Origin of the sequence: Pseudomonas stagnisoli, assembly GCF_048595745.1 — a bacterium.
In the GTDB taxonomy this organism is placed as follows: domain Bacteria; phylum Pseudomonadota; class Gammaproteobacteria; order Pseudomonadales; family Pseudomonadaceae; genus Aquipseudomonas; species Aquipseudomonas alcaligenes_A.
In genome coordinates this window covers 187,625-211,861 of sequence record NZ_CP184361.1, presented here as the reverse complement: position 1 = coordinate 211,861, position 24,237 = coordinate 187,625, and the positions used below count along the sequence as shown (strand labels likewise).

At 64.9% G+C, this 24,237-nt stretch carries 25 protein-coding genes; 14 read left to right on the top strand and 11 right to left on the bottom strand.

The window, feature by feature from the left end; genetic code table 11:
- The first annotated feature begins 71 nt into the window (after positions 1 to 71).
- Entirely contained in the window at positions 72 to 407 is a 336-nt protein-coding gene (locus tag ACOAPY_RS00980) for a hypothetical protein (RefSeq protein ID WP_465154710.1), read from the top strand.
- Here the strand turns inward: ACOAPY_RS00980 and ACOAPY_RS00975 are convergent.
- A complete protein-coding gene (locus ACOAPY_RS00975) occupies positions 404 to 1,369 on the bottom strand; it encodes a CobW family GTP-binding protein (protein ID WP_465154709.1) in 966 nt (321 codons plus the stop codon). The two genes, ACOAPY_RS00980 and ACOAPY_RS00975, sit on opposite strands and share 4 nt — an antisense overlap.
- A 70-nt stretch (positions 1,370 to 1,439) precedes the next feature.
- On the opposite strand from ACOAPY_RS00975, the gene ACOAPY_RS00970 reads away from it, so the two are divergent.
- The gene (locus ACOAPY_RS00970) at positions 1,440 to 1,793 is read left to right on the top strand and encodes an NADH:ubiquinone oxidoreductase (RefSeq protein WP_465154708.1); all 354 of its coding nucleotides are present in this window, start codon (positions 1,440 to 1,442) and stop codon (positions 1,791 to 1,793) included.
- A gap of 215 nt (positions 1,794 to 2,008) precedes the next feature.
- Here ACOAPY_RS00970 and ACOAPY_RS00965 read toward each other — a convergent pair whose 3' ends face one another.
- Genes ACOAPY_RS00965 through dksA form a run of 3 tightly spaced genes read right to left on the bottom strand, consistent with a single transcriptional unit; the run spans position 2,009 to position 4,270 of the window.
- Positions 2,009 to 2,650 (bottom strand): DUF1826 domain-containing protein, encoded by a 642-nt coding sequence (locus tag ACOAPY_RS00965; protein ID WP_465154707.1) that lies wholly within the window; start codon positions 2,648 to 2,650, stop codon positions 2,009 to 2,011.
- A complete protein-coding gene (gene zigA, locus ACOAPY_RS00960) occupies positions 2,650 to 3,855 on the bottom strand; it encodes a zinc metallochaperone GTPase ZigA (RefSeq protein ID WP_095940884.1) in 1,206 nt (401 codons plus the stop codon). The genes ACOAPY_RS00965 and zigA overlap by 1 nt, the downstream gene beginning before the upstream one ends.
- Positions 3,848 to 4,270, bottom strand: coding sequence for an RNA polymerase-binding protein DksA (gene dksA, locus ACOAPY_RS00955; protein WP_076424528.1), 423 nt, complete (start codon positions 4,268 to 4,270; stop codon positions 3,848 to 3,850). Before dksA ends, zigA begins: the two co-directional genes overlap by 8 nt.
- A gap of 85 nt (positions 4,271 to 4,355) precedes the next feature.
- On the opposite strand from dksA, the gene folE2 reads away from it, so the two are divergent.
- The 9 genes from folE2 to ACOAPY_RS00910 are packed head-to-tail and all read left to right on the top strand — an operon-like array spanning position 4,356 to position 12,170.
- Positions 4,356 to 5,252: a GTP cyclohydrolase FolE2 gene (folE2, locus tag ACOAPY_RS00950; protein ID WP_465154706.1), complete on the top strand. Its 897-nt coding sequence runs from the start codon at positions 4,356 to 4,358 to the stop codon at positions 5,250 to 5,252.
- Entirely contained in the window at positions 5,249 to 5,914 is a 666-nt protein-coding gene (locus ACOAPY_RS00945) for a metal ABC transporter ATP-binding protein (RefSeq protein WP_465154705.1), read from the top strand. The genes folE2 and ACOAPY_RS00945 overlap by 4 nt, the downstream gene beginning before the upstream one ends.
- On the top strand, positions 5,914 to 6,774 hold the full coding sequence (locus ACOAPY_RS00940; RefSeq protein WP_465154704.1) for a metal ABC transporter permease: 861 nt from the start codon (positions 5,914 to 5,916) through the stop codon (positions 6,772 to 6,774). Before ACOAPY_RS00945 ends, ACOAPY_RS00940 begins: the two co-directional genes overlap by 1 nt.
- A 9-nt stretch (positions 6,775 to 6,783) precedes the next feature.
- The gene (locus ACOAPY_RS00935; RefSeq protein ID WP_465154703.1) at positions 6,784 to 7,656 is read left to right on the top strand and encodes a metal ABC transporter substrate-binding protein; all 873 of its coding nucleotides are present in this window, start codon (positions 6,784 to 6,786) and stop codon (positions 7,654 to 7,656) included.
- On the top strand, positions 7,653 to 8,060 hold the full coding sequence (gene hisI, locus ACOAPY_RS00930) for a phosphoribosyl-AMP cyclohydrolase (RefSeq protein WP_465154702.1): 408 nt from the start codon (positions 7,653 to 7,655) through the stop codon (positions 8,058 to 8,060). The genes ACOAPY_RS00935 and hisI overlap by 4 nt, the downstream gene beginning before the upstream one ends.
- On the top strand, positions 8,057 to 8,302 hold the full coding sequence (yidD, locus tag ACOAPY_RS00925) for a membrane protein insertion efficiency factor YidD (RefSeq protein ID WP_465154701.1): 246 nt from the start codon (positions 8,057 to 8,059) through the stop codon (positions 8,300 to 8,302). The genes hisI and yidD overlap by 4 nt, the downstream gene beginning before the upstream one ends.
- Positions 8,295 to 9,635, top strand: coding sequence for a dihydroorotase (locus tag ACOAPY_RS00920; RefSeq protein WP_465154700.1), 1,341 nt, complete (start codon positions 8,295 to 8,297; stop codon positions 9,633 to 9,635). Before yidD ends, ACOAPY_RS00920 begins: the two co-directional genes overlap by 8 nt.
- A 34-nt stretch (positions 9,636 to 9,669) precedes the next feature.
- A complete protein-coding gene (thrS, locus tag ACOAPY_RS00915; protein ID WP_465154699.1) occupies positions 9,670 to 11,595 on the top strand; it encodes a threonine--tRNA ligase in 1,926 nt (641 codons plus the stop codon).
- Positions 11,589 to 12,170 carry a 6-pyruvoyl trahydropterin synthase family protein gene (locus tag ACOAPY_RS00910; protein ID WP_465154698.1) on the top strand — a complete coding sequence of 194 codons (582 nt, stop codon included), beginning with the start codon at positions 11,589 to 11,591 and terminating at the stop codon, positions 12,168 to 12,170. The genes thrS and ACOAPY_RS00910 overlap by 7 nt, the downstream gene beginning before the upstream one ends.
- Before the next feature lie 3 nt (positions 12,171 to 12,173).
- On the opposite strand, the gene ACOAPY_RS00905 is transcribed toward ACOAPY_RS00910, so the two are convergent.
- Entirely contained in the window at positions 12,174 to 12,371 is a 198-nt protein-coding gene (locus ACOAPY_RS00905) for a hypothetical protein (RefSeq protein ID WP_465154697.1), read from the bottom strand.
- A gap of 78 nt (positions 12,372 to 12,449) precedes the next feature.
- Here ACOAPY_RS00905 and ACOAPY_RS00900 point away from each other — a divergent pair, with 78 nt between their 5' ends.
- Together ACOAPY_RS00900 and ACOAPY_RS00895 are read left to right on the top strand one after the other, a co-directional pair.
- A complete protein-coding gene (locus ACOAPY_RS00900; protein WP_465154696.1) occupies positions 12,450 to 14,627 on the top strand; it encodes a TonB-dependent receptor plug domain-containing protein in 2,178 nt (725 codons plus the stop codon).
- 156 nt (positions 14,628 to 14,783) lie between these two features.
- Positions 14,784 to 16,103: a 4Fe-4S binding protein gene (locus ACOAPY_RS00895; RefSeq protein ID WP_465154695.1), complete on the top strand. Its 1,320-nt coding sequence runs from the start codon at positions 14,784 to 14,786 to the stop codon at positions 16,101 to 16,103.
- Between the two features lie 148 nt (positions 16,104 to 16,251).
- On the opposite strand, the gene ACOAPY_RS00890 is transcribed toward ACOAPY_RS00895, so the two are convergent.
- The 5 genes from ACOAPY_RS00890 to ACOAPY_RS00870 all read right to left on the bottom strand — a co-directional run bounded on the left by ACOAPY_RS00890 (position 16,252) and on the right by ACOAPY_RS00870 (position 21,240).
- Positions 16,252 to 18,177, bottom strand: a complete 1,926-nt coding sequence (locus ACOAPY_RS00890; protein ID WP_465154694.1) for a DUF2207 domain-containing protein — start codon at positions 18,175 to 18,177, stop codon at positions 16,252 to 16,254.
- Positions 18,178 to 18,179: 2 nt separating this feature from the next.
- The gene (locus ACOAPY_RS00885; RefSeq protein WP_465154693.1) at positions 18,180 to 18,743 is read right to left on the bottom strand and encodes a LemA family protein; all 564 of its coding nucleotides are present in this window, start codon (positions 18,741 to 18,743) and stop codon (positions 18,180 to 18,182) included.
- A gap of 313 nt (positions 18,744 to 19,056) precedes the next feature.
- Positions 19,057 to 20,091 carry a YeeE/YedE family protein gene (locus tag ACOAPY_RS00880; RefSeq protein WP_465154692.1) on the bottom strand — a complete coding sequence of 345 codons (1,035 nt, stop codon included), beginning with the start codon at positions 20,089 to 20,091 and terminating at the stop codon, positions 19,057 to 19,059.
- Between the two features lie 222 nt (positions 20,092 to 20,313).
- A complete protein-coding gene (locus tag ACOAPY_RS00875) occupies positions 20,314 to 20,562 on the bottom strand; it encodes a sulfurtransferase (RefSeq protein ID WP_465154691.1) in 249 nt (82 codons plus the stop codon).
- A gap of 9 nt (positions 20,563 to 20,571) precedes the next feature.
- Positions 20,572 to 21,240 carry a sulfurtransferase gene (locus tag ACOAPY_RS00870; RefSeq protein WP_465154690.1) on the bottom strand — a complete coding sequence of 223 codons (669 nt, stop codon included), beginning with the start codon at positions 21,238 to 21,240 and terminating at the stop codon, positions 20,572 to 20,574.
- 894 nt (positions 21,241 to 22,134) lie between these two features.
- Here ACOAPY_RS00870 and ACOAPY_RS00865 point away from each other — a divergent pair.
- Positions 22,135 to 22,341, top strand: coding sequence for a hypothetical protein (locus ACOAPY_RS00865; RefSeq protein WP_465154689.1), 207 nt, complete (start codon positions 22,135 to 22,137; stop codon positions 22,339 to 22,341).
- A gap of 52 nt (positions 22,342 to 22,393) precedes the next feature.
- Here the strand turns inward: ACOAPY_RS00865 and glmS are convergent, their stop codons facing one another.
- A complete protein-coding gene (gene glmS, locus ACOAPY_RS00860) occupies positions 22,394 to 24,229 on the bottom strand; it encodes a glutamine--fructose-6-phosphate transaminase (isomerizing) (RefSeq protein WP_465154688.1) in 1,836 nt (611 codons plus the stop codon).
- Between the last annotated feature and the right edge of the window lie 8 nt (positions 24,230 to 24,237).

Here is a 24,237-nt window from a genome sequence, read left to right as displayed (position 1 = left end):
ACTGGCAATCTGCTACCATCGCGACCGGTCGCCCGGCGGCCGGCCCGACCATCGTGGACAAGGACCACGCCTTGCAGAACCTGCGCACCTCCGACAACGGCAGCTACATCGACTTCCTCCGCGATCGACTCAACGAGCTGGGCATCGAGGCCATCGCCTGCGACCTCGGCGAGGAGGCCCGCGGTCATCGCTACGCCCTGCTGCTGCCGCACGACGGCGATGCGCCGCGCGCCTGGCAGGCACTCCACCAGGCGCCGGGTGAGCACGAACACCAACTGCAGCTTGCCGATACCCGGGACAACCGCCTGATCACCTTCTGCCGTTCCGCTGCCGTGCGCCGCGCCAGCCTGGCGCTACTGGCCCTGGTGCTACTCGGCAGCCTGGCCGAAGCGCTGCTGCAACACTAGCGCCACCGACAGGCCAGCAGTCCGGCCTGCAGCGCCTGCACCTGCTGCGGCGTGGCGAAGATCAGCTCCAGCCGCGAATCGCGCCGCCACTCACTGTCTCGCCACTGCAGCGGCGCGCCTTGCAGCGCGTTGGCCGAGTGCCAGCCGCTCTCGCCGTGCAGCACCAGCTTGGCCCGCCGCCAAGGCAGCCCGGCCAGCCAGGCCTGCACCCGCCCCAGCTCGAATACCTGAGAAGGATGTACCCGCCAGCCGATGCTCCAGCCCTCGGCCTGCGCCTGCACCTGGCAGATCGGCTCCTGCGGGTCACGCCAGATCTGCGCCAGCGGCGCGCGCTCGGCGGCCGGCAGCCCGTTGTCCTGCTCCGGTCCGGCCTGTACAGCACTGCCAGGCAGCTCGGTGAAATCCAGCTCGCCCTGACAGGTCCAGCGCAGCGGCACAGCCGGCAATTGCGCCTGCAGCTCTGCCCGCGCCGCCTCGTCCAGGCTCTCCGCCTTGTTCAGCAACAGCAGACCGGCCCGCGCCAGGGTCGCCTGCTGGCTCTCCGGCAGCTCCTGGCCGGCGGCCAGGGCGGCGGCGTCCAGCACCAGCACCGGTGGCTGTAGGGCCAGCACCCCGGCCCAAGGCGCCTGGCCCAGCTGACGCAGCAATTCCAGAGGGTGCCCCAGGCCGGAAGGCTCGATCAGTAGACGATCCGGCCGGGCCTGGCGCAGCAGCCGAGCCAGGCCGACCTGGAAAGGCGCGCCGGCCACGCAGCACAGGCAGCCACCGGGGATCTCGCTCAGGCTGACACCATCGTAGGAGCCAGCCAGCAGTGCCTGGTCCAGCCCGATCTGGCCGAACTCGTTGATCAACACCGCCCAGCGCTCGCGGGCCGGTTTGTGCGCCAACAGGTGGCGGATCAGGCTGGTCTTGCCAGCACCCAGCGGGCCGGCGATCACATGGGTAGGGATTTGAGTCAGCATGGGCCTATGGTGCGGTTTCACGCGGCGGCGGGAAAGGCTAAAGTCGCCGCTTTGTTCGAGGAGAGATGCGATGCGCGCGATGCTTGCCCTGCTGTTGCTGAGCCTGGCCGGCCAGGCCTGGGCCGAGGCCTGCGTGGTGCATGCCGAGGGCAAGCAGGTGGAGGTGAAGCTCTGCCAGCAGAACCGCAGCATCCCGACCAACCTGTTCCGCACCGGCTTCTGCGCCCCGCAACTGCAGGGGCAGAAGGTCGAGGTCAGCTTCGCCGAGCAGTGCCCAATCGGCGCCTTCGGCGAATGCCGCAGCGCCAGGGTACAGGGCACGCCCTACCAGCAGGACATCCACTACTACGGCATCGCGACCGACGCCCGCTACCTCAAGCCCGCCTGCGAACAGCAGTACAAGGGCGTGTGGATGACGCGCTAGCTGGCTGTTGAAAAACGTTGGCGAGGCCGCCAGCGCAAGGCGCAACGTTAGTAACAGCCTCCGGCTGGTCAAAACGGCGAAAAAGCGCAGTTTACAACTGGTAAATGAGCATTTTGAGCCTGTTTTTAACGCTGCGATGGCAACGCACGACTGCATGGATGCAGGAGGTAGGGCGACGCAGGAAGCCAAAGCCGAGGTAGTTTTTCAACGGCCTGCTAGGCCAGCCAGTCCAGGGTCAGCAGCAGACGACGTTCACCCGGCGGCGGAGTCGGCGAGCGGTGAATCAACCCGGCACCTTCGTTACCCGACCACTTCTCGCCCTTGGCCAGCGCCACCCAGCCAGCTTCCAGACGCTGAATGCGCTCGCCGTCATGCGGTTCGGCCTGGGCCTCGCCGAGACGGCGGCGGTCCATGCCGCCTTCTTCCAGCCATTCACTGGCCACCCCGGCGTAGGTGCTGATCAGCCGCAGTGGCACGTGGTCGACGTGGAAGCGCGGGCACATCGGCTTGGTCAGGCTGCGCAGACGCAGACCGATACGCCGGGCACCGAGCAGGCAGGCAAAGGCCTCGACCAGCCAGGTGAGATCGGCAATGAAGGCATCATAGCCATGAAAGTCGGCCTGCGCCCGCAGCAGCGCGGGCAGGCGCAGCTGCTCGTCGGCGCCCACCTCGATCTGCACGGACTCCGCCACCTCCAGCGGCTGGGCCAGCAGGATGCGCACGAAGTCCTCGACCTGCGGCGCCAGGCGGCGCTGCCAGACCGCCAGGTTGACGCCCTCCTGCAGCGCCTCGGCAAGCACCTCGGGCTCGGCCCCCAGACACGCGCGGGGCGGCGGTCGCAGCTTGAGTGCCAGCATCAGGCGGCCTCCTCGGTCCAGGCGCCGAAGGGGTCGGGCAGGCGTTGCCAGGCTTCGGGGCCGGCGGCCATTTCGGCGTCGGTCAGCAGGCAGTCGTCCAGCTCGGCGCGCAAGCGCGCGAAGTCGATGTTCTGGCCGATGAACACCAGCTCCTGGCGGCAGTCGCCGACCTCGGCGCTCCATTTGCTCATGACGGTGCGCAGACCGTCCTCGTCCTCGGGCCACTGGGTCTTGGGCACGAAGCGCCACCAGCGCCCGGCATAGCCATGGCGCATCAGGCCGCCGGCCTGCGACCAGCTGCCGGCCTCCTGGTACTTGCTGGCCAGCCAGAAGTAACCCTTGGAGCGCAGCAGGCGGCCATTGACCCACTCGCGATTGAGGAAAGCGAAGAAGCGCTCGGGGTGGAAGGGCCGGCGCGCCTGGTAGGCGGTCGAGGCGATGCCGTACTCCTCGGTCTCCGGCACGTGCTCGCCACGCAGCTCCTTGAGCCAGCCGGGGGCCTGGGAGGCGCGGTCGAAATCGAAGCGGCCGGTGTTGAGGATCTTCGCCAGCGGCGCCTGACCCATCACCATCGGCACGATCTCAGCCTCGGTGTTGAGCCCGCGCAGGATGGCCGTCAGTTCCTCGCGCTCAGCGCTGGAAATCAGGTCGGTCTTGCTGATCAGGATGACGTCGGCGAACTCCACCTGCTCGATCAGCAGGTCGGTGATCGAGCGTTCGTCCTCCTCACCCAGGGTTTCGCCACGACTGGCGAGACTCTCGGCGGCATGGAAATCGCGCAGGAAGTTCACCCCGTCGACCACCGTCACCAGCGTATCCAGGCGTGCCAGGTCGGACAGGCTCTGGCCCTGCTCGTCGCGGAAGGTGAAGGTCTCGGCCACCGGCAGCGGCTCGCTGATGCCGGTGGACTCGATCAGCAGGTAGTCGAAGCGGCCGTCGCGGGCCAGCCGCGCCACTTCCTCCAGCAGGTCTTCGCGCAGGGTGCAGCAGATGCAGCCGTTGCTCATCTCCACCAGCTTCTCGTCCGCGCGGTTAAGACTGACGTCGCGCTGCACTTCGCTGCCGTCGATGTTGATTTCACTCATGTCGTTGACGATCAGCGCCACGCGCAGGCCGTCGCGATTCTTCAGCACGTGGTTGAGCAGAGTGCTCTTGCCGGCGCCGAGAAAACCGGACAGCACGGTGACGGGTAAGCGGTTATCCATTGGGGTTTCCTCGCACATCACGGATATGGCGTTCGCGTTGTTCCTGACGTTCCTTGGCCTCGATGCACAGGCTGGCGGTGGGCCGCAGCAGCAGACGGCGCAGGCCGATCGGCTCGCCGGTCTCGCTGCACCAGCCGTACTCGCCGCGGGCCAGGCGCTCCAGCGCTTCGTCGATCTTGTCGAGCAGCTTCTTCTCCCGCTCCAGCAGGCGCAGCTGCCACTGGCGCTGCTCCTCGGCGCTGCCCAGGTCAGCCGGATCGCTGGCCGGCTGCTGCTCGCGCAGCTGGCCGAACTCCTCGTCGATGCGCTGCTGCAGCTCGGCACGCTGCTCCAGCAGGCGCTGGCGGAAGAACGCCTGCTGCACCTCGTTCATGTAGGTGTCGGCAGGCATGGCAAGCAGGTCGGCTTCGCTGATCACGGGGTGGACTCGTCAGGGGTGTCACTTTATTTTGTTATAACATAACATTTTGAACAACCGCCCTCGCCGCCACAGGTTCCCGATGAACGCCCTGACTCTCCCCGATATCGCCGCGCAAACCAGCGCCCAGGCGCAGCCCGCGCTGGACTTCGTCGGCATGCAGCAGATCGCCCTGCCCGTGCAGCTGGCCGGCATGCCGCTGGCCTGCCGGGTGGACGCCGGGGTCAGCCTGGATGACGCCAGCGCGCGGGGCATTCACATGTCGCGCCTGTATCTGGCACTGGAAGCCCTGGAACACCAGCCGCTGAACCTGCCGGCCGTGCAGCGGGTGCTACGCCAGTTCCTGGACAGCCACGAAGGCCTGTCACAACGTGCCTACCTCAACCTGCGCGGCGAGCTGCTGCTCAAGCGCCCGGCACTGGTCAGCCCGCTGGCCGGCTGGAAGGCCTACCCCGTGGCACTCAACACCCGGCTGGACGCCACGGGGTTTCACGTGGAACTGCAGCTGACACTGGGCTATTCCTCGACCTGCCCGTGCTCGGCGGCGCTGGCCCGGCAACTGATTCAGCAGCGATTTGTGGACGATTTTGCCGGTAAATCACTCGATCATGCCGACATCATCGACTGGCTGGGCAGCTCACAGGGCATCCTCGCCACCCCGCACAGCCAGCGCAGCGAGGCGCGCCTGCAGCTGCACCTGGACCCGACGCTGCAAGAGCTGCCACTGCTGCACTGGCTGGACAGCGCCGAGGCCGCCCTGGGCACCGCCCTGCAGACGGCGGTCAAACGCGCCGATGAACAGGCCTTCGCCCTGGCCAACGGGCAGAACCTGATGTTCTGCGAGGACGCCGCGCGCCGCCTGCACCAAACCCTGCGCGAGCAGGACGGGCTGCTCGGCTTCGCCCTGGAAGTGGTGCACGCCGAAAGCCTGCATGCCCACGATGCCGTGGCCCGCAGCCACTGGAGCCGGCCGGCATGATCCGCTGCGAGGGCCTGCAATGGGGGCCGCCCGGCCGCCCGCTGACCCCACCGCTGGACCTGCACCTGGCAGCCGGCAGCCTGACCGCCGTGATCGGCCACAACGGCTGTGGCAAGAGCAGCCTGCTCAAGGTCATCGCCGGCTGGCAGGCGCCGCTGGCGGGCCGGGTGCGGGTGGAGGCGCCACGCCCGGGCGGCATCGGCGTGCTGGTTCAGCAGCAGGCCTTCGACCGCCAGTTTCCCATTCGCCTGGACGCCCTGGTGGCCGGCGGACTGTGGTCACAGAAGCACTCGCGCGCCGCACAGCGGGCCCGCCTGGAGCAGACGCTGGAGCGCTGGCAGCTGAACGGGCTGCAGGCACTGCCGCTGGAGGCGCTGTCCGGCGGCCAGCTGCAGCGCGCCCTGCTCGCCCGCCTCGACCTGACCGATGCCCGCCTGCTGCTGCTCGATGAACCGGAAGCGGCGCTCGACGCCGAAGGCCAGGCGCTGTTCTGGCAACGCGCCCGCCAGTGGCAAGCCGAAGGCCGCACGCTGCTGGTGGTCAGCCACGCCGTGGGCCACCTTAGCGACTGGCTGGACAACGCCCTGCTGGTGTCCGCACAGGGCTGCATCCTGGCGCCGGTCAGCGAACTGCGCGGCGCGCGTCTGGAGCGCGTGGCCTGATGCTCGACCCGCTGTGGCAGCCCTTCGCCGAATTCGCCTTCCTACGCCGCGCCCTGCTTGGCGGCCTAGCGCTGGCCTGCAGCGCCGCGCCGCTGGGGGTGTTCCTGATGCTGCGGCGCATGAGCCTGATTGGCGATGCCATCGCCCACGGCATCCTGCCCGGCGCCGCGCTGGGCTTCTGGCTGTTCGGCCTGAGCCTGCCGGCGCTGACCGCCGGTGGCCTGGTCGCCGGCCTGGGCATGGCCATGCTGGCCGCCTGGGTCACGCGTCGCACCGGGCTGCGCGAAGACACCAGCCTGGCCGCCCTGTACCCCATCTCGCTGGCCAGCGGCGTGCTGCTGCTCGGCCTGGCCGGGCGCAAGCTGGACCTGATGCACCTGCTGTTCGGCTCGGCGCTGGCGGTGGACCTGCCCACCCTGCACGGCATGCTCAGCGTGGCGGCCATCAGCCTGACCGTATTGCTGATGATCTACCGCCCGCTGGCGCTGGACAGCCTCGACCCGCTGTTCCTGCGCAGCGTCAGCCGCATCGGTCCGCTGGTGCATGGTCTGTTCCTGGCCCTGGTGGTGCTGAACCTGGTGATGGGATTCCAAGCCATCGGCGCTTTGATGGTGGTCGGCCTGATGATGCTGCCGGCCGCCGCCGCGCGCTTCTGGAGCCGCCACCTGCCGCACCTGCTGCTGCTCGCCGCGCTGATCGGCGCCGCCAGCGTCTGGCTCGGCCTGCTGCTGTCCTACCACGCCGGCCTGCCGAGCGGACCCTGCATCGTCCTGCTGGCCGGGCTGGCCTACCTGATCTCGGTGATCGCCGGACCGGTCCACGGTCTCTGGCGCCCGGCCCCCTTACCCACATCACCCTAAGGAAACCCCATGCGCGCCCTGCTCGCCCTGATCGCTTTGCTCCTGCCGCTGTCACTGCCCGCCGCCGACAAGCCGCAGGTGGTCACCAGCTTCAGCATCCTCGCCGACCTGACCCGCGCCGTTAGCGGTGAGCACATCGCCCTGACCAACCTGGTCGGGCCCGACGAAGACGCCCATGTCTTCGAACCCAGCCCGGAACATGCGCGCACACTGCTGCAGGCCGACCTGATCATCGCCAACGGCCTGGGCTTCGAACCCTGGCTGGAACGCCTGCTGGCCAGCAGCGAAGCGCGCGGCCGGCGCATCGACGCCAGCCAAGGCGTGCTGCCGCTGTGGCTGGAAGAGGACGGCGAGAAAGTCGCCGACCCACACGCCTGGCAGAGCCTGAGCAACGCCGAGATCTACGTGCGCAACATCACCCAGGCGCTCAGCCAGCTCGACCCGGCGCATGCCGACGCCTACGCCGCCAACCGCGACGCCTACCTGACCAGGCTGCACAGCTTGCTCAAGACTGCCAACGCGCGCATCGCCGACCTGCCGGCCAGCCAGCGCAAGGTGGTGACCAGCCACGATGCCTTCGGCTACCTGGGCCAGGCCTGGCAGCTGCAGTTCATCGCGCCGCAGGGCCTGTCCACCCATGACGAGCCGTCCGCTGCCGAAGTCGCCGCACTGATCCGTCAGCTGCGCAGCGAAGGCGTGCGCGCCGTGTTCGTGGAAAACATCCGCGACCCGCGTCTGGTACGGCAGATTGCCGACGAGGCCGGAGCCCGCGTCGGCGGCACCCTGTATTCCGATGCCCTGGCCAGCCAGGGGCCGGCCAGCACCTACCTGGGCATGTTCCAGCACAACCTCGACACTCTGTTGGCCGCGCTCAAACCATGAACCTGTGGCTGCAACTGGAGCAGACCGGGCTGGGCGACAGCCGCCCGCTGGCCGAGGTGCTGGCGGCCATCCCCTGGAATGCCGACGGCCTGATCGCCGCCATCGCCCAACAGCACGACAGCGGCGAGGTGCTGATGCTGGCCTGGATGAACCGGGCGGCATTGGAGGAAACCCTCGCCAGCGGTCAGGTTTGCTACTGGTCGCGGTCGCGCCAGCAACTGTGGCGCAAGGGCGAAACCAGCGGCCACCGCCAACGGCTGGTCGAGGCACGCCTGGACTGCGACGGCGACGCCGTGCTGCTACTGGTCGAGCAACAGGGCCCGGCCTGCCACACCGGTCGCCCCAGCTGCTTCTACAACGCCATCCGCGATAAACGGGTGTGCGTGATCAGCGTGCCGCAATGAAACGCCTGCTGCTGGGCCTGGTGCGGCTCTACCAGTACCTGATCAGCCCCCTGCTCGGGCCGTGCTGCCGCTTCCATCCCAGCTGCTCGCACTACGCCATCGAAGCCATCGAACGCCACGGAGCGCTGCGTGGCGGCTGGCTGGCCGTGCGGCGCCTGGGCCGCTGCCACCCCTGGCATCCGGGCGGTTATGACCCGGTGCCAACGCCCCCTCACTGCAATCGGGAACATCCCCATGACTGATCTGCTGATCCGCAATGCCCGCCTGATCAACGAGGGCCGCGAGTTCGAGGCTGACCTGCTGGTACGCCACGGCCGCATCGAGAAGATCGCCACCAGCATCAGCGGACTCAATGCCCACACCGAGATCGACGCCGCCGGACAGTACCTGCTGCCGGGCATGATCGACGACCAGGTGCACTTCCGTGACCCCGGCGCGCCGCACAAGGGCAGCTTCGCCACGGAATCCCGCGCGGCCGTGGCCGGCGGTATCACCAGCGTGATGGACATGCCCAACACCAACCCGCCAACGCTCAATCTTGATGCGCTGGAGGCCAAGGAGCGACGCGCGGCCAGCTGCTCCATGGCCAACTTCGGCTTCCACTTCGGCGTCAGCCACGAAAACCTCGACATCGTCGCGGCACTCGACCCCAACCGGGTGGCGGCGGTGAAGGTGTTCATGGGCGCCAGCACCGGCAACATGCTGGTCGACGACCTGCCCTCGCTGGAGCGCCTGTTCCGTGATTGCCCGACCATTGTCCTGACCCACTGCGAATACACCCCACGCATCCGCGAGCGCGAACAGCAGTGGCAAGCTCAGTACGGCGAGCAGATTCCGCCCGATCAGCACCCACTGATCCGCGATGCCGAAGCCTGCTACCAGTCCTCCAGCCTGGCCGTGAGTCTGGCGCGACGCTTCGACACCCAGCTGCACGTGCTGCACATCACCACCGCCCGCGAGCTGGGCCTGTTCCAGCCAGGCCTCTTGGCCGGAAAACAGATCACCGCCGAGGTCTGCGCCCATCACCTGTACTTCGATGACCGCGACTACGCGGAACTGGGCCATCTGATCAAGTGCAACCCGGCGATCAAGACCCAGACCGACCGCGACGCCCTGCGCCAGGCCCTGCTCTGCGGGCGGCTGGACATCATCGGCACCGACCACGCCCCGCATACCCTGGACGAGAAGCAGCGCCATTACCTGCAGGCGCCGTCCGGCCTGCCACTGGTGCAGCACGCGCTGCCGTCCCTGCTGGAACTGGTCGCCGACGGCCTGCTGCCCCTCACCACCCTGGTGGAAAAGACCAGCCACGCCGTGGCGCAGCGCTTTGCCATCGAACAGCGCGGCTACCTGCGTGAAGGCTACTGGGCCGACCTGACCCTGATCGAACGCCTGGCCGAGCCACGCCCGGTCGCCGCCGACCCGATCCTCGCCCACTGCGGCTGGACGCCCTTCCAGGGCCGCGCCTTCCGCCATGCCGTACGCAGCACCGTCGTCTCCGGCCAGCTGGCCTGGCATGAGGGCCAGCTGCAACACGATTGCCAGGGGCTGCCGCTGCGCTACCAGCGCGGCTGAGCGCCCTGTTAACCGACCTGATTAGAGAACCGACATGCCCAGCATCACCCTGCCCGATGGCAGCCAGCGTCACTATGCCCAACCCCTGAGCGTGGCCGAGGTCGCCGCCGATATCGGCCCCGGCCTGGCCAAGGCCGCCCTGGCCGGCCGCCTGGATGGCCGTCTGGTGGACACCAGCGCCTTGATCGACCACGACGCCCAGCTCAGCCTGATCACCGCGCGCGACCCCGAGGGCCTGGAGCTGCTGCGCCACTCCTGCGCGCACCTGCTGGCCATGGCGGTCAAGCAGCTGTACCCCAGCGCCCAGGTGACCATCGGCCCGGTGATCGAGGACGGCTTCTACTACGACTTCGCCTTCGAGCGCCCCTTCACCCCGGATGACCTGGCGCTGATCGAGGCGCGCATGAGCGAGCTGGCCGCCGCCGACCTGCCCGTCAGCCGCCGCGAGCTGCCACGTGATGAAGCCATCGCCCACTTCGAATCACAGGGCGAGCACTACAAGGCCGAGCTGATCCGCGACATTCCGGCCGGCGAGGTGCTGTCGCTGTACCGCCAGGGCGACTTCGAAGACCTCTGCCGCGGCCCGCATATTCCGCGCACCGGCCATCTGCAGGCGTTCAAGCTGACCAAGGTGGCCGGCGCCTACTGGCGCGGCGATGCGAAGAACGCCGCACTGCAACGCATCTACGGCACCTGCTGGGCCAACAGCAAAGAGCTCAAGGCCCATCTCACCCGTCTGGAGGAAGCCGGCAAGCGCGACCACCGCAAGCTCGGCCCGCAACTCGATCTGTTCCATTTCGACGACTGCGCCCCGGGCTCGGTGTTCTGGCACCCCAAGGGCTGGACCCTGTTCCAGCAGCTGATCAACTACATGCGCCAGCAGCAGGACGCAGCCGGCTATGTCGAGGTCAACACCCCGGACGTGATGGACCGCAGCCTGTGGGAAACCTCCGGGCACTGGTTCAACTACCGCGACGCCATGTTCACCACCAGCACCGAGGACGAGCGCGTGTTCGCCCTCAAGCCGATGAACTGCCCCGGTGCCGTGGCGCTGTTCGCCCGTGGCCTGAAGAGCTACCGCGACCTGCCGCTGCGCATGGCCGAATTCGGCAAGGTGCACCGCTACGAGCCGTCCGGCGCGCTGCACGGCCTGCTGCGCGTGCGCCACTTCACCCAGGACGACGCGCACATCTTCTGCACCGCCGCGCAGATGGAACAGGAATGCGCCGACACCATCGCCCTGGTGTTCGCCATCTACCGTGACTTCGGCTTCAACGAAGTCGCGGTGAAGCTCTCCACCCGCCCGGCCAACCGCATCGGCAGCGACGCCACCTGGGATCAGCTGGAAGGCGCGCTGTCCGGCGCCCTGCAACGGATGGGCATCGACTACCAGCTCAACCCCGGCGAAGGCGCGTTCTACGGACCCAAGCTGGAGTTCGTGCTGCGCGACGCCATCGGCCGCGACTGGCAGTGCGGCACCCTGCAGGTGGACCTCAACCTGCCGGAGCGCTTCGACATCAGCTACGTCAACGAACAGGGCGAACGCGAACGCCCGGTGATGCTGCACCGCGCCCTGTTCGGCTCGCTGGAGCGCTTCACCGGCATTCTCATCGAGCACTACAGCGGGCTGTTCCCGCTGTGGCTAGCCCCGCAGCAGGCGGCCGTGCTGACCATCTCCGAAGGGCAGAACGACTACGCCCGCCAGGTACTCGCCGCCCTCAAGCGCGCCGGCCTGCGTGCGGCGGCGGACCTGCGCAGTGAGAAGATCGGCTACAAGATCCGCGAAGCCACCCTGCAGAAGGTGCCCTACCTGTTGGTGATCGGCGAACAGGAGAAGGCCGAGGGCCGCGTCACCCTGCGCAGCCGCGCCGGCGACAACCTCGGCAGCCTGGCGCTGGATGATCTGGTTGAACGACTGCGCGCGGAAGCGCGCATGCCCGGCCAGGAGCCGGCATGCTGATCCGCAAGCTGTTCAAGTTCGAGAGCGCGCATATCGTGCGCGGCTGCAGCAGCCGGCGCTGCTCGCGCTCGCTGCACGGCCACTCGTACAGGATCGAACTGCTGCTGGAAGCCCACGCTCTGGATAACGGCCAGATGGTCTACGACTTCGGCCTGCTCAAAGGCGATGTGCGCGACCTGATCGACGCCTTCGACCACGCAGTAACCTTCTGGGACGGTGACGACCCCAACTACATTGCCAGCTGCCAGCGCTTCTCCGAGCGCTGGATCAGCCTGCCGGTATCGCCCAGCGCCGAGCAGTTCTCACGGGTGATCTTCCGCCTGGTGGACGGCCTGTTGCAGCTGACCGAGATGGTAAACGGCGAACAGGATGTGCAGTTGCACTCGGTGATCGCCCACGAGACCGAAACCGGCTATGCCCAGTGCTTCCGCGGGGATGCCTACAACCCGCGCATGGGCGATTTCCGGCTGGAACAGATCCGCTTCTCCGAACGCATCTGCCAGGAGTGGCGGGACCCGGGATTATTTCAACGACTGTTGGAAAATCGACGCTCGCGCAACGCACCACTATGCTGACGTTCAAGAGGGGCCTGCGGCAATCAGTCCGGCTGCAGGAAAAAGAGCTTCCAATACAATAATGCCCCCCTGAAAGGTCACCCTGATGCCGCTCTCCCAATCATCTCGCGACTGGCTAATCGCCTTTGCCCTTGCCGGCATGCTGTTACGTGCCAGCTTGCTGGTCTGGGCCGCGCCATTGATGACGGCTAGCGACTTCATGCTGTTCTGCAGCTCTCAGGGTACGCAATGGCTGGATGTCAGTGACGAGGACGATTCAGGCCATACACCCTGTGCGCAATGCGCCACTCAGGCCAGCACACTGCCGGTCTGGACGTATCTGCCGCCAGCACCCCCGATGTTGGATCACCAGGCCGCCAGACTGCAGGATCAGTTGCTGCGGTGGTATCCCCCCTTCTTGCTAGCTCCCCCCAACCGAGCTCCCCCTACCCACGCCTGATGCTTGTGTTAACGCCTGGCCAATGCTGTGCCGGGCATGTCTTTGCATTCAGGAATCTATCCATGTCCCGTATTCCCGCTTTGGCACTCACGGCCCTTGCCTGCGCCACCAGTTACTCTCTGTTTGCTGCTGATTTACGGCTAGAAGAAGTTGTAGTTACTGCCACCGGTGCGCCGCAACCGATTGAAGATGTACAGGCCTCGGTCCAGGTGATCGATCGTCAAGAGCTGAACCAGCACTCAGCTCATAGCGTCACCGAAGTGCTCAAGTCCGCCACCGGTGTACAAACCAACAACTCCGGTGCCACCGGCGCCATTTCGATTCGTGGCTTCAACAGCAACCAGAGCCTGGTGCTGATCAACGGCCAGCGCCGTACCAACAATTACAGCAGCAACAACCCCAACCAGATCAGCACCTTCGATATCGAACGTATCGAGATCGTACGAGGCCCCATGTCCTCACTGTATGGCTCGGATGCATTGGGTGGGGTCGTCAACATCATCACGCGCCAGCCGGGTGAAGACCCGGGGATCAGCACTCAGGTCACAGCTGGTGCCGCACGCGAGGGACGCGAAACCCTGCAGACAGGGTTCAACGCACGGTTTGGCGACAGTACCCTGGGCCACTCGCTGACGCTGGAACAGGAGCAGCGCCAGCCTCTTCGCCACGATGATTCGACTCAGGACGATGCCGGGCGGCTGATCAACCTGTCGGCCGCCTACCGAGGCAAGTGGACACCGGATGAGGTGCAATCGCTGGGCTGGGCAGTAGAAGTTTTCGATCGCGACAATGACCGCGACGCCGAAGCACTGGTGCGCCGCCCCGGTGGCGGCCCACCGCGTTTCGATAGCGTGGCTTACAGCAACTATGAAGACGAGCAACGCAATTTCTACGGCCTCGACTATCAACGCCTGATCGGTGCCGGCGAACTCAAACTGCGCAGCAGTTATGGCCGCAGCAGTGGTGCTACCAACCGCAGCTTCCCCGAGACGCTGAAAGAAAACACGCTCTACAAGCAATACCAAAGTGACGCGCTGTACAGCCTGCCGATCTTCGACAGCCACAAGCTGACCCTCGGCGGTGGCTATAACCGTGACGAGCTGGATGTGACCATCAACTCGCAGTCGGCGGCCCGCGATAACAGCTTTGTACTGCTGCAGGACGAATGGCAGATCAATGAGTCGTGGACCCTAGTCGCCGGCGGCCGTTATGACCGCTTCGACGACTTCGACAACGCCCTCACCCCCAAAGCCAGTCTGGGTTGGAGTGATGAAGGCTGGCGCGCCCGCCTGGGTTATGGCGAAGGCTTCCGCGCCCCCTCGCTACTGGAGCAGTACGCCAGCTTCAGTCGCGGCGGTGGCTCCAGCGTCATCACCGGCAACCCTGACCTGCAGCCAGAACAATCGAAATCCTGGGAGTTGGCGTTCGGCCGCACCTTGGGCGATCTCGATCTGGATGCCGTGCTGCACCACAGTAACGTGGATGACCTGATCAGCTCACGCCTGGTGCGCAGCGTGCCCATCGGCGGCGGTCGCTTCCGGGGCTTCTATGAGTATGAAAACGTGGACAAGGCACGTATCCGTGGCCTTGAGCTGAATGCCAAGTGGCAAGCCACCGACGCTCTGACCCTGCAGGCCGGCTATGACTGGCTGGATGCCATTGATGCCAATACGGATCAACGCCTGGAAGGCCGCGCTCGGCGCACCTACCGCCTGGAAAGCAGCTATGCCCTGGCTGACGACTGGCGCGTCACCGCCCGCGCCCGCCACACCGGCGACTACCTGTCGCGCAAGCCGGACTGCCGGGTCAACTGCCCGCTGTATGACACCCGTCAGACCCTGGTCGATCTGAACATCAGCCACAACCTGACCGAGCAGGTCGAGCTGTTTACCGGGATCGACAACGTCTTCGATCAGCGTGACCCCAGCAACTACGTCAATAACAACGCCGGCACTGGCGGCGGTAGGACCGATCCTGACGCCCGCTATTTCTACGTCGGCAGCCGTGTCGAGTTCTGAGCCTAGCGCGCCTGCCGGCCTCCGCGCCGGCAGGTTGAGGATAACCACATGAACGAACACATCATTGCGCGGGAAAGCGACTCAAAGGCGACGGCACGCAGCCTGAATCTAACGGGTCTGCCCCTGCTTGGCCCGATACTGCGCCACCCAGTATTCATGACCAGCCTGCAACTGATCAGCGTCTCGCTGTTACTGCTGGCCATTGGGCTGGGGATTTTCAGTGAAGACCGCAAGGATGGCCTCACCGTCCTGTTGTTCTGGGGCATCTTCTGGCCATTGCTGACCTGCGTGATCACCCCCAGCCTGGGACCGGCGTTCTGTGCCGTCTGCCCGCATGGCGCCCTGGGTAAGTGGCTGCAGCGCTTCAGCCTGAAGCGGCGCTTTCCCAGAGCCCTGCGGGGTGCCTGGATCAGCCTGAGCCTGATATTCCTGGGCTATTGGGTACTGGCTTTCAGCGCCCCCAGCTTGCTGAGCGCTTCCACTCAAACCACGGCCTGGTACTTCCTGCTGTTCACCCTGTTCGCTGTCGGCTGCTTCCTGTTCTATGCCGACATGGCCTACTGCAAGCACATCTGTCCGCTGGGTCGGGTGCTGGCCAGTCACGGTAAGGCCGGCGGCCTGAGCATCCGCACTGAACAAAGCGACTGCAGCAGTTGCAGCACCTTCGAATGCGCCAAAGCCTGTCATTACCACCTGTCGCCGTTCCGCTTCGAGGAACGCAACAACATGGACAACTGCACCCTGTGCCTCGATTGCGTGCAGGCCTGCGACAGCGCCGAACTGCACTGGATGCGTCCGGGCAAAAACCTGAGCCAGCCCATCACACGCGCTGATCCACATGACTACTGGGTAATCATCCTGATTCTGGCCATTGCCGGCGTGGGTATTCAGTTTCTGCACGGTTTGCAGCACACCGGCCTGCGCGACAGCCTGCCGTGGAATGTGGCTGGCCAGTGGCTGCACCAAAGCCTGGCGCTGAGCACCGATACCTGGAATCTCTCCGGGCTGCTGGCACTGCTACTGGCTCTGCTGTTGACGCTACCTACTGCAGCACTGGGCTATCGGGCGGCAGCGCGCCTACTCAAACAACCGCCACAGACACTGGCACTCGACCTGGCTTACGCACTGGCACCCATGGCCATCCTCGGCCTGATCCCCCATGCGGTTGGTACCTTTGCCATGAAGTACGGCCCGGCGCTGGTCAATGAAACAGGCGCATTACTCGGCTACGCCTGGCATGCCGAGCCCTTCGCGCAACGCGGCGACACCTGGCTGAAGGTCGTCAACCTGCTGCCCTGGCTGGGCATACTCTGGAGCCTGCGACTGACTTGGCAACGGGCCTCGCGCTGGACAACCGGCAAGGCACAACTGCTCGCCATCTGGGCGCTGGCCTGCGCGCCAATCTGGCTGTACAGCGCGGTAATGCTGATCAAAGTGGCGGCTTTCATCATGCTACCCGTGCCGCATCGTCACTGACGCGCAACAGAGGCTGAAGTGGGAGCGCGGCCCACCATATCGTGACCATTTAGCCTCCCCTTACACCATCGGCATGGAGATCGTTGTAATAACCACCGTCCGGTCAACTAAATGCGCTTGACGCAACCATCTATAGGCGGTGCCACAACTACCAACCACCGCCACCACCGCCGCCACTGCCACCCCCTGATGAGCCGCCGCCCGAGGAGCCGCCGGAGGACGAGGATGAGCTGGCCGGTGGCGTCGAGGCGCTGGCACTGAGGCTCACCAGGCTGCTGCTCAGCGCCGTGCTGAAGGCGGTCGGTGAGCTGAAGCGCTCGCGCGCGGCATACCAGTCCGGCCGGTACTCATGCTGGCTGGGGTCGATCAGGCCGGCTTCCAGCGCGGCGGCGAAGCGGGCACTCCACTGTGCCTCTACGCCCAGCGCCATGGCGTATGGCAGGTGGCGTTCATACAGTTCGATGCTCATCGCCGGCGCCTCGGCCGCTCGCGCCAGAACCTCGCTCTCCGCCAGTTGCAGGTAGTCGCGGTAGCCTGCCGCGGCATCGAGCAATTGCTGGCCTTTCACCGAGGGCGCCTCCAACAGGCGATAGAACAGCCCCACCAGCAACAGGTAGCCGATCACCAGCAGCATCACCGGCAACGAGCAGGCCGACAGCAGCATCCACAGGCCAATCGGCACCGGGAAGCCGAACAGCAGTGCCACCACCGCCAAGCCAATCCGTTTACCGTAGCCCGACTCACGTATTGCCAGCGTCAGCACCACCGCCGAGGGTATGCCGAAGCCCAGGCTGAAGACCATGCCGGCGATGGCCAACCCCCACTGCTCCTCGCCCTCCAGCCCGGTGAGCACGGCCAGCAACAGGCCGGGCACAGCGATGGCCAGGCCGGTGGCCCAGGCCCCTCGGTTGTTGGCGTGCCACAGCGCACCCACCGTCTGCAGGCTGTCGACCATCCGCGTCTTCATCTCGGCCAGTCGCGGCTGGTAGCGACTGCCCAGTTCCAGGGGGGCGGAGTTTTTCAGCGGGAACAGGCGACGAAGCCATTCGATTTCACCCACGCGCGCCGACTCCGCCGGTTTGCGGCCGGGCTGCAGAACGAAACCCTCGGCGCGCGGCCGGTCCTCCAGGCGAATCAGGCCGTGAATGGCCCAGTCGGTGAAGCAGATCGCCAGGGCGCGGGCATCGTTGAAGGTGCCGCGAAAGCCGCGGTGCCACAGATAGCCGACCTGCGTCGGGCTGAGGTCATCCGGAGCCTCGAAACGCACGATATGCAGGCCCTTGCGAGGGTCGCGCCCCACACGTCGCCAAGTACGCACGTAGTAAACGAGCAGGGCCAGCCAGAGCAGGGCACCCAGCGTCAGGCCGGCGTTATCGAACAGCAGGCGCAGGCTGCGCTGCAGCACACCGGGCCGCTCGACGATGCCCGCCTGCCAGTCCACCGCCAGGGTGAAACCCTGTTGCGGCGGCAACACAGCGGTAGTCTCCAGCAGCAGCGAATCCTCGGACTGCTCCCGCACTCGGTAGCCTCTGCCCTGCGCGCCACTGGCGCCGGTGTACCCGGAGAATTGGCCAATCCTCGCGCCCTGCGGCAGTAGCACCCGTGCCGACGCCTGCAGGATCGGGAACGCCCAGGCATTACCGGTGACGTTCCAGTACAGCTCGTCCGCGTCCGGCCGCTGCAACAACTGCGGATCGACCCGGTAGCGCAACTCATACACATAGCGCCCGGGCTCCAGGAAGATATGCGGCGAACCGAGATAGAAACGCTGGTAGGCGCCCTGAGTCTCGCGGCGCACCGACTCGGCTTCACCGTCGCGGGTGGCGCTGAGCAGATCGATCGGCGTCTTGCGCAGCAGGCCACCGGGCAGGCGGTAGGTCACCGGAATGTCGCGATAAATGCCACGCTGGATCTTGTCGCCCTCGGCCCGCACGGTGATGCGCTCGGTCACATCCAGCAGGCCATCGTTGCGAACCTGCAGCTCGACTGCAAAATCCTCGATCACTTCCTGCGCCAGCGTCATGCCAGGCAGCAGAGCACACAACAGCAGCAAGGGTTTCAGCCATCCCGGCATGTTCAGAACTCCAATTGCGGCGACAGCCCGTCGCGGGCGTCATCCAGGGCAAAATAGGCAGCACAGCGAAAACCGAAAGCCTTGGCCAGCAGGTTGCTCGGCACCGACTCGACCAGCACATTGAGCTCGCGCACGGCACCGTTGTAGTAGCGGCGCGCCATCTGGATATGCTCCTCGACCTCACTCAGGTTGCGCTGCAGGTCGAGGAACACCGCGTCAGCCTTGAGCTCCGGGTACCCCTCGACCAAGGCAAAGGTGCGCTGCAGGGCGGCCGACAACTGGCCTTCGATCGGACCGCGGCCAGCGGCGCCATCGCGCTCATGGGCCTGCGCTTCGCCACGCCGAGTGACCAACTCTTCGAGGGTATCGCGCTCATGCGCCATGTAGGCCTTGAGGCAGGCGACCAGCTGCGGGATCAGGCTGGAACGACGCTTGAGTTGCACCTCGATGCCACTCCAGGCCTCCGCCACGCGCGCGCGGTTGAACACCAGGCGGTTGTAACCGTAGATACCGGCCAACAGCACCAGCACGCACAGGCCACCGCCCCACCATCCGAATCCCTGCATTCCCTCGCCCCCGGCTGTTTCCAGGCACCCAGTGTACCTGCCGAACCAGGCCGGCGCCGCCGATTGCGCCACAGGCGCCAAGGGTGGCTAGAGCAAAGCTCAAAGTGAGTCGTGAATCGACCATAGATTCGCTGACCACTTTGAGCTGCTATCTCGGGCCGAGGGCGGATGCTTTTGGCCGGGAGCTGCTGTCTTTGGAAGTCTGCCTTCGGCCAAGAGCGGCCGCTCAATGGTGTCTATCTAACCAGTGGTGATTCACACCACGGTGATAAGCGGCTGAGTTCTGTATGTGGATATTCGCTCGCTCCTCATCTCAGGGCCAAGACTTCCTGAGCCACAGGCCGAGAAAAATTCCTAACAAGCAGAAAAGCCCAAATAGCCAGCCTGACAACGCGCCCGCCATCACACCGGATAGCAAGGTGCCGACGGTACAGCCAAGTGCCAACATACTTCCCAGCCCCAGCAGTACTCCACCCAACAAATTGCGTAAAAGCTCTTTCGCCTCTGGGCGGTAAGGCTTGAAGTCGCCAGCGACAAGTGCGCTGGCCCAAGAGGCTGCTACCAGACCGAGGACGAACAAGCCGTTGTTCGAGAGAAGTGTTTCTTTAACGCGAGTGGCACAGCCGGCAAAACTGTCCAGCCCTTCCATGCGAGCAGGCAGCAACCCGAAGCTATCCGCGGCGGTGCGAGACAGGCTGCCCAGCTCTGCGGTCACCCCCAAGGGGCCAACTCGTAGATAGGCCAAAGTGGCGAGAGCGCCAATTAACACTCCACCGACCCAGGTCGGCCAGCGTTGGCCGAAAAGCAACTGAACGAGGCTACGGGGTACAGGTTTGGCCTCGGCTGCTTGCATGTAACGCAGCAGCCAATATGCGATTGCGCCCAGCAGCCCGAGTTGCAGCAGCAAGGAAACACCATAGCCCTGCCAATCAGGCAGCCACACTACAGGTGCCTCTTGAATGCTCAGGAGATAGAGTGAATTCCAGCTGAGGAATCCAAAGGCGAAACCGATCAGCGCTCCCAGCAACGCGGCCAGTGATGCAAGGGCTCCCTCTCCCAACCGATATAGATGGGCACTGATGCAGGAGCCGGAAAGGGCCATGCCGATACCGAACAATGTGGCGGCCAGCGCCAGCACCCAACTGAGCGGGCCGACATGCGCATCCGGAGGCAGTCGCCCCACGCCTGGCTCGGGTAAAAATGCTCCGAACACGACGTGATAGCCCAACGTGCCGATTACCAGTGCGGCAATTACGCCGAGCACCCCCTCTGGCTTGCGCTGCTCGATGAAGTCGCGGGTGACACAAAAGAAACAGAAGCGCGAACGCTGCAGCAGTAACCCGAACACTGCTCCAGTCAGTAGAGACAGACTCAGCCCTTGGCTTTCACTGTCCGGCCCACCTAGCCCCCAGGCACTGAATAGCAGTAGCAGTACCACAATCGTGGCAATCAGAACCGCACGAGGCTCTGGAGAGTGCAATGAACGTTCAGGCATAGACCCCTCAAAAAAGAAGGCGGACGCTCTGCCTGAACGCCCACCCTGAAGACTCAAGCTCTTGGGAGCTCGTTGTTATTTGCCGCCCCAGACGGTACCGGCCACATTGACCACCGGCACTCCCACAGCGTTGCCGTATTCGGTCCACGAGCCATCGTAGTTACGCACGTCGTAGCCGAGGATTTTCTTCAGCGCGAACCATGTGTGACTGGAGCGCTCGCCGATGCGGCAGTAAGTGATGATTGGCTTGCTGCCATCGATACCCACGGCGCCGTAGACCTTTTTCAGCTCTTCGGCGGACTTGAAGGTCCCGTCGGCGGCCACTGCCTGGCCCTAGGGCACATTGACCGCGCCAGGCACATGGCCTGCACGCACGGACAGCTCCTGTACACCCTGCGGTGCGAAGACCTTGCCGTTGAATTCATCGGCCGAGCGGATATCCACCAGTTGGACATCGCTACGCTTCTCAGCGGCCGCAACCACATCCGGCAGAAATGCGCGGAGCTCCTGGTTAGCGGCCTTGACCACGACGTTACCGGCAGCAGGTACCTTCACCCGGTTTTCCAGCGGTCGCTTTTCCGCCTCCCACTTGACCCGGCCGCCGTCCAGCAGTTTGACGTTGGCCACACCATAGACATCAAATACCCAGGCGCCCCAGGCGGCGAACCAGTTGTTGCTATCGCCATAGAGGACCGTGGTCGTGTCCGATGATATGCCTGCCTTGCGCAGCAGTTTCTGGAAATTCTCCTGGGTGGCAATATCGCGGCGCACCGGATCAACCAGATCCGTGTGCCATATAAAATTTACAGCGCCAGGCACGTGCCCGCGCTCGTATACCCCGGGCACGACGCTGACCTCGATCACGCGTACCTTGGGGTTATTGAGGTTCTTTTCCAGCCAATCGGTAGTGACCAGCACATCGCTGGCTGCAATCGCTGGTGAGGCCTGAAGCAACGCTCCCACTACCAGCACGCTGGCACCAATCCACGCTTTCAGCTTCATCACAAAATCCCTCGCAGGTTTATTGGCAAGGCTCCCCGCCTTGCGGATATCTGAGTGGCAGAGACCCGTTCGCTGAATCACCAGGAGCCAAGTACACAACATGCGTTTTGTTGCGCAGCGCAGGCACCGCATGAGAGAGACATGGCGAACCTCATGAAAACGTGTCGGCCATCATGGAAGGGCCAGATCACAGACAGCTGCGGGTCGAGCTGAGTCCGGTCATCCGGTAGCGGCTACGCTAGAAGATGGAAAAAAACACTCCAATAATTAATAAGAATTAGCTTATTCGGCTCCTGTTTTCCCAGATAGGAACTCCTCCCAAGGCCATAGTTGCAGGCCAATCCTCACCTATTCGGAGCCTCTTTGGCTGGGGCTATGGTTGAGTGCCCGCCTTGCTACACACCCGATGCCGCTTGGCCTGCCCGGGAGAGATCGCTTTTTCACGACACGGACCCAAGGTCCGCCACTCGTTCGCCCTAAGGCCCGTTGAAAGCACCGCGCATGAGTGATTCAAGATGTTTCTCCGGTGGTTTGTCGGTGTGGACGATCCCCGCTCCGGTAGACATCCCCGGCCTATGCTTTGAATAGTTCTGACTTTCCCGGGCAATTTTCAGTGGCTGCTACTGGCCGCTTTTGGCCGAAAGCGGTCTATTAAGACTGACTACTGAGAAAGTTATTTTTTGCTAAAGCGAGTTTGGTAAACGATGGCCGTGAGCAAGAAAAGTACTCGACTACCCAGCAGCCCCGGCATCGGCAGGCTATGAAACAGGTGTATTCCTGCTGACTTTCGGTTGCGGAACTGCCTGCTCGGCAACTTACGCCTACAAGCTCGGTGGCTCGTTGGGCGGGCCATTTGCGTTGGTGGAAATCGCCGATAGCGAGCGGGAAGTGGTGATGAACCTGGGCGAAAGCTCGGTGCGCTTCTATAGGATGTTCGAGGCGAACGATAAGCCGCTGTATGAGATCACACCCGAGTTCGGCGGCTATAGCCTGTTGGAGAGCATCGCCGATACGGGCATAGAGGATCACGTATTCCGTGTGACCTACCAGGGCAAGACGGATATGGAGATGCAGGAGTACGAAGCCCCTCCACTCCCCTAATCAACAAAGAAAAAGCGGACCATCGGCCCGCTTTTTCGTTTCCCCTTTCGGTTTACTCCACCGTCACCGACTTGGCCAGGTTACGCGGCTGGTCCACGTCGGTGCCCTTGAGCACGGCCACATAGTAGGACAGCAGCTGCAGCGGCACGGTGTAGAGGATCGGGGCCAGCACGTCGTGGATGTGCGGCATGTTGATGACGTGCGTGCCCTCGCCGTTGCCCAGGCCGGCGGCACCGTCGGCGAAGACGATCAACTGGCCGCCACGGGCGCGGACTTCCTGCAGGTTAGACTTGAGCTTTTCCAGCAACTCGTTGTTCGGCGCCACGGTGACCACCGGCATGTCGGCGTCGACCAGGGCCAGTGGGCCGTGCTTGAGCTCGCCGGCCGGGTAGGCTTCGGCGTGGATGTAGGAGATTTCCTTGAGCTTGAGCGCGCCTTCCATGGCCACCGGGTACTGGGCACCACGACCGAGGAACAGGGTGTGGTGCTTCTCGGCGAACAGCTCGGCAACCTTCTCCACGGTCTTGTCCATGGCCAGCGCCTCGCCCAGGCGGGTCGGCAGGCGACGCAGTTCTTCTACCAGTTCGGCGGCGACACCGGCCTGCAGCGTACCGCGCACCTGGCCGAGGGCCAGGGTCAGCAGCAGCAGGGAGACCAGCTGAGTGGTGAAGGCCTTGGTCGAGGCCACGCCGATTTCCGGGCCGGCCTGGGTCAGCAGGCACAGGTCGGATTCGCGCACCAGGGAGCTGGTGCCGACATTGCAGATGGTCAGGCTGGCCAGGTAGCCGGCCTGTTTCGCATTGCGCAGGGCGGCCAGGGTGTCGGCAGTCTCGCCGGACTGGGAAATGGTGATAAACAGGCTGTCCGGCTGCACCGCCACCTGGCGGTAGCGGAACTCGCTGGCCACTTCGATCTGGCAGGGAATGCCGGTCAGCGCCTCCAGCCAGTAACGGGCGACCATACCGGCGTGGTAGCTGGTACCGCAGGCGACGATCTGTACGTTGCGCACCTTGGCGAACAGCTCGGCAGCCTGCGGGCCGAAGACCTGGACCAGCACGTGATCGCCGCCTAGGCGGCCTTCCAGGGTGCGCTGCACAACCTTGGGCTGCTCGTGGATTTCCTTAAGCATGAAGTGGCGGTACTCGCCCTTGTCGGCGGCCTCGGCACCTTCGTGGTACTGCACCGATTCACGCTGTACCGGCTGGCCGGCGACGTCCCAGATCTGCACGCTGTCGCGACGGATCTCTGCGATATCGCCCTCCTCCAGGTACATGAAGCGGTCGGTCACCTGACGCAGGGCGAGCTGGTCGGAGGCGAGGAAGTTCTCGCCCAGGCCTAGGCCGATCACCAGCGGGCTGCCGCTGCGGGCGGCGAGGATGCGGTCCGGCTGCTTGGCGCTGATCACCGCCAGGCCGTAGGCGCCGTGCAACTCGGGAATGGCGGCCTTGAGCGCGTCGGTAAGGTCGCCGAGCTGCTGCAGCTTGTGCTGCAGCAGGTGGACGATAGTCTCGGTGTCGGTGTCGGAGGTGAACACGTAGCCGAGGCCTTTAAGGCGCTCGCGCAGCTCCTCGTGGTTCTCGATGATGCCGTTGTGCACTACGGCCAATTCTTCCCCGGAGAAATGCGGGTGGGCGTTGCGCTCGCTCGGCGCGCCGTGGGTGGCCCAGCGGGTGTGGGCGATGCCCAGGTTGCCGGTCAGCGGCTCAGCGGCCAGGGCCTGTTCCAGCTCGGCAACCTTGCCGACGCGGCGACGACGCTGCAACTCGCCGGCCTGGGTGAAGACCGCCACGCCGGCGCTGTCATAGCCGCGGTATTCCAGGCGCTTGAGGCCTTCGACCAGAATCGGGGTGATGTTGCGTTCGGCGACGGCGCCAACGATGCCACACATAGGAGTTC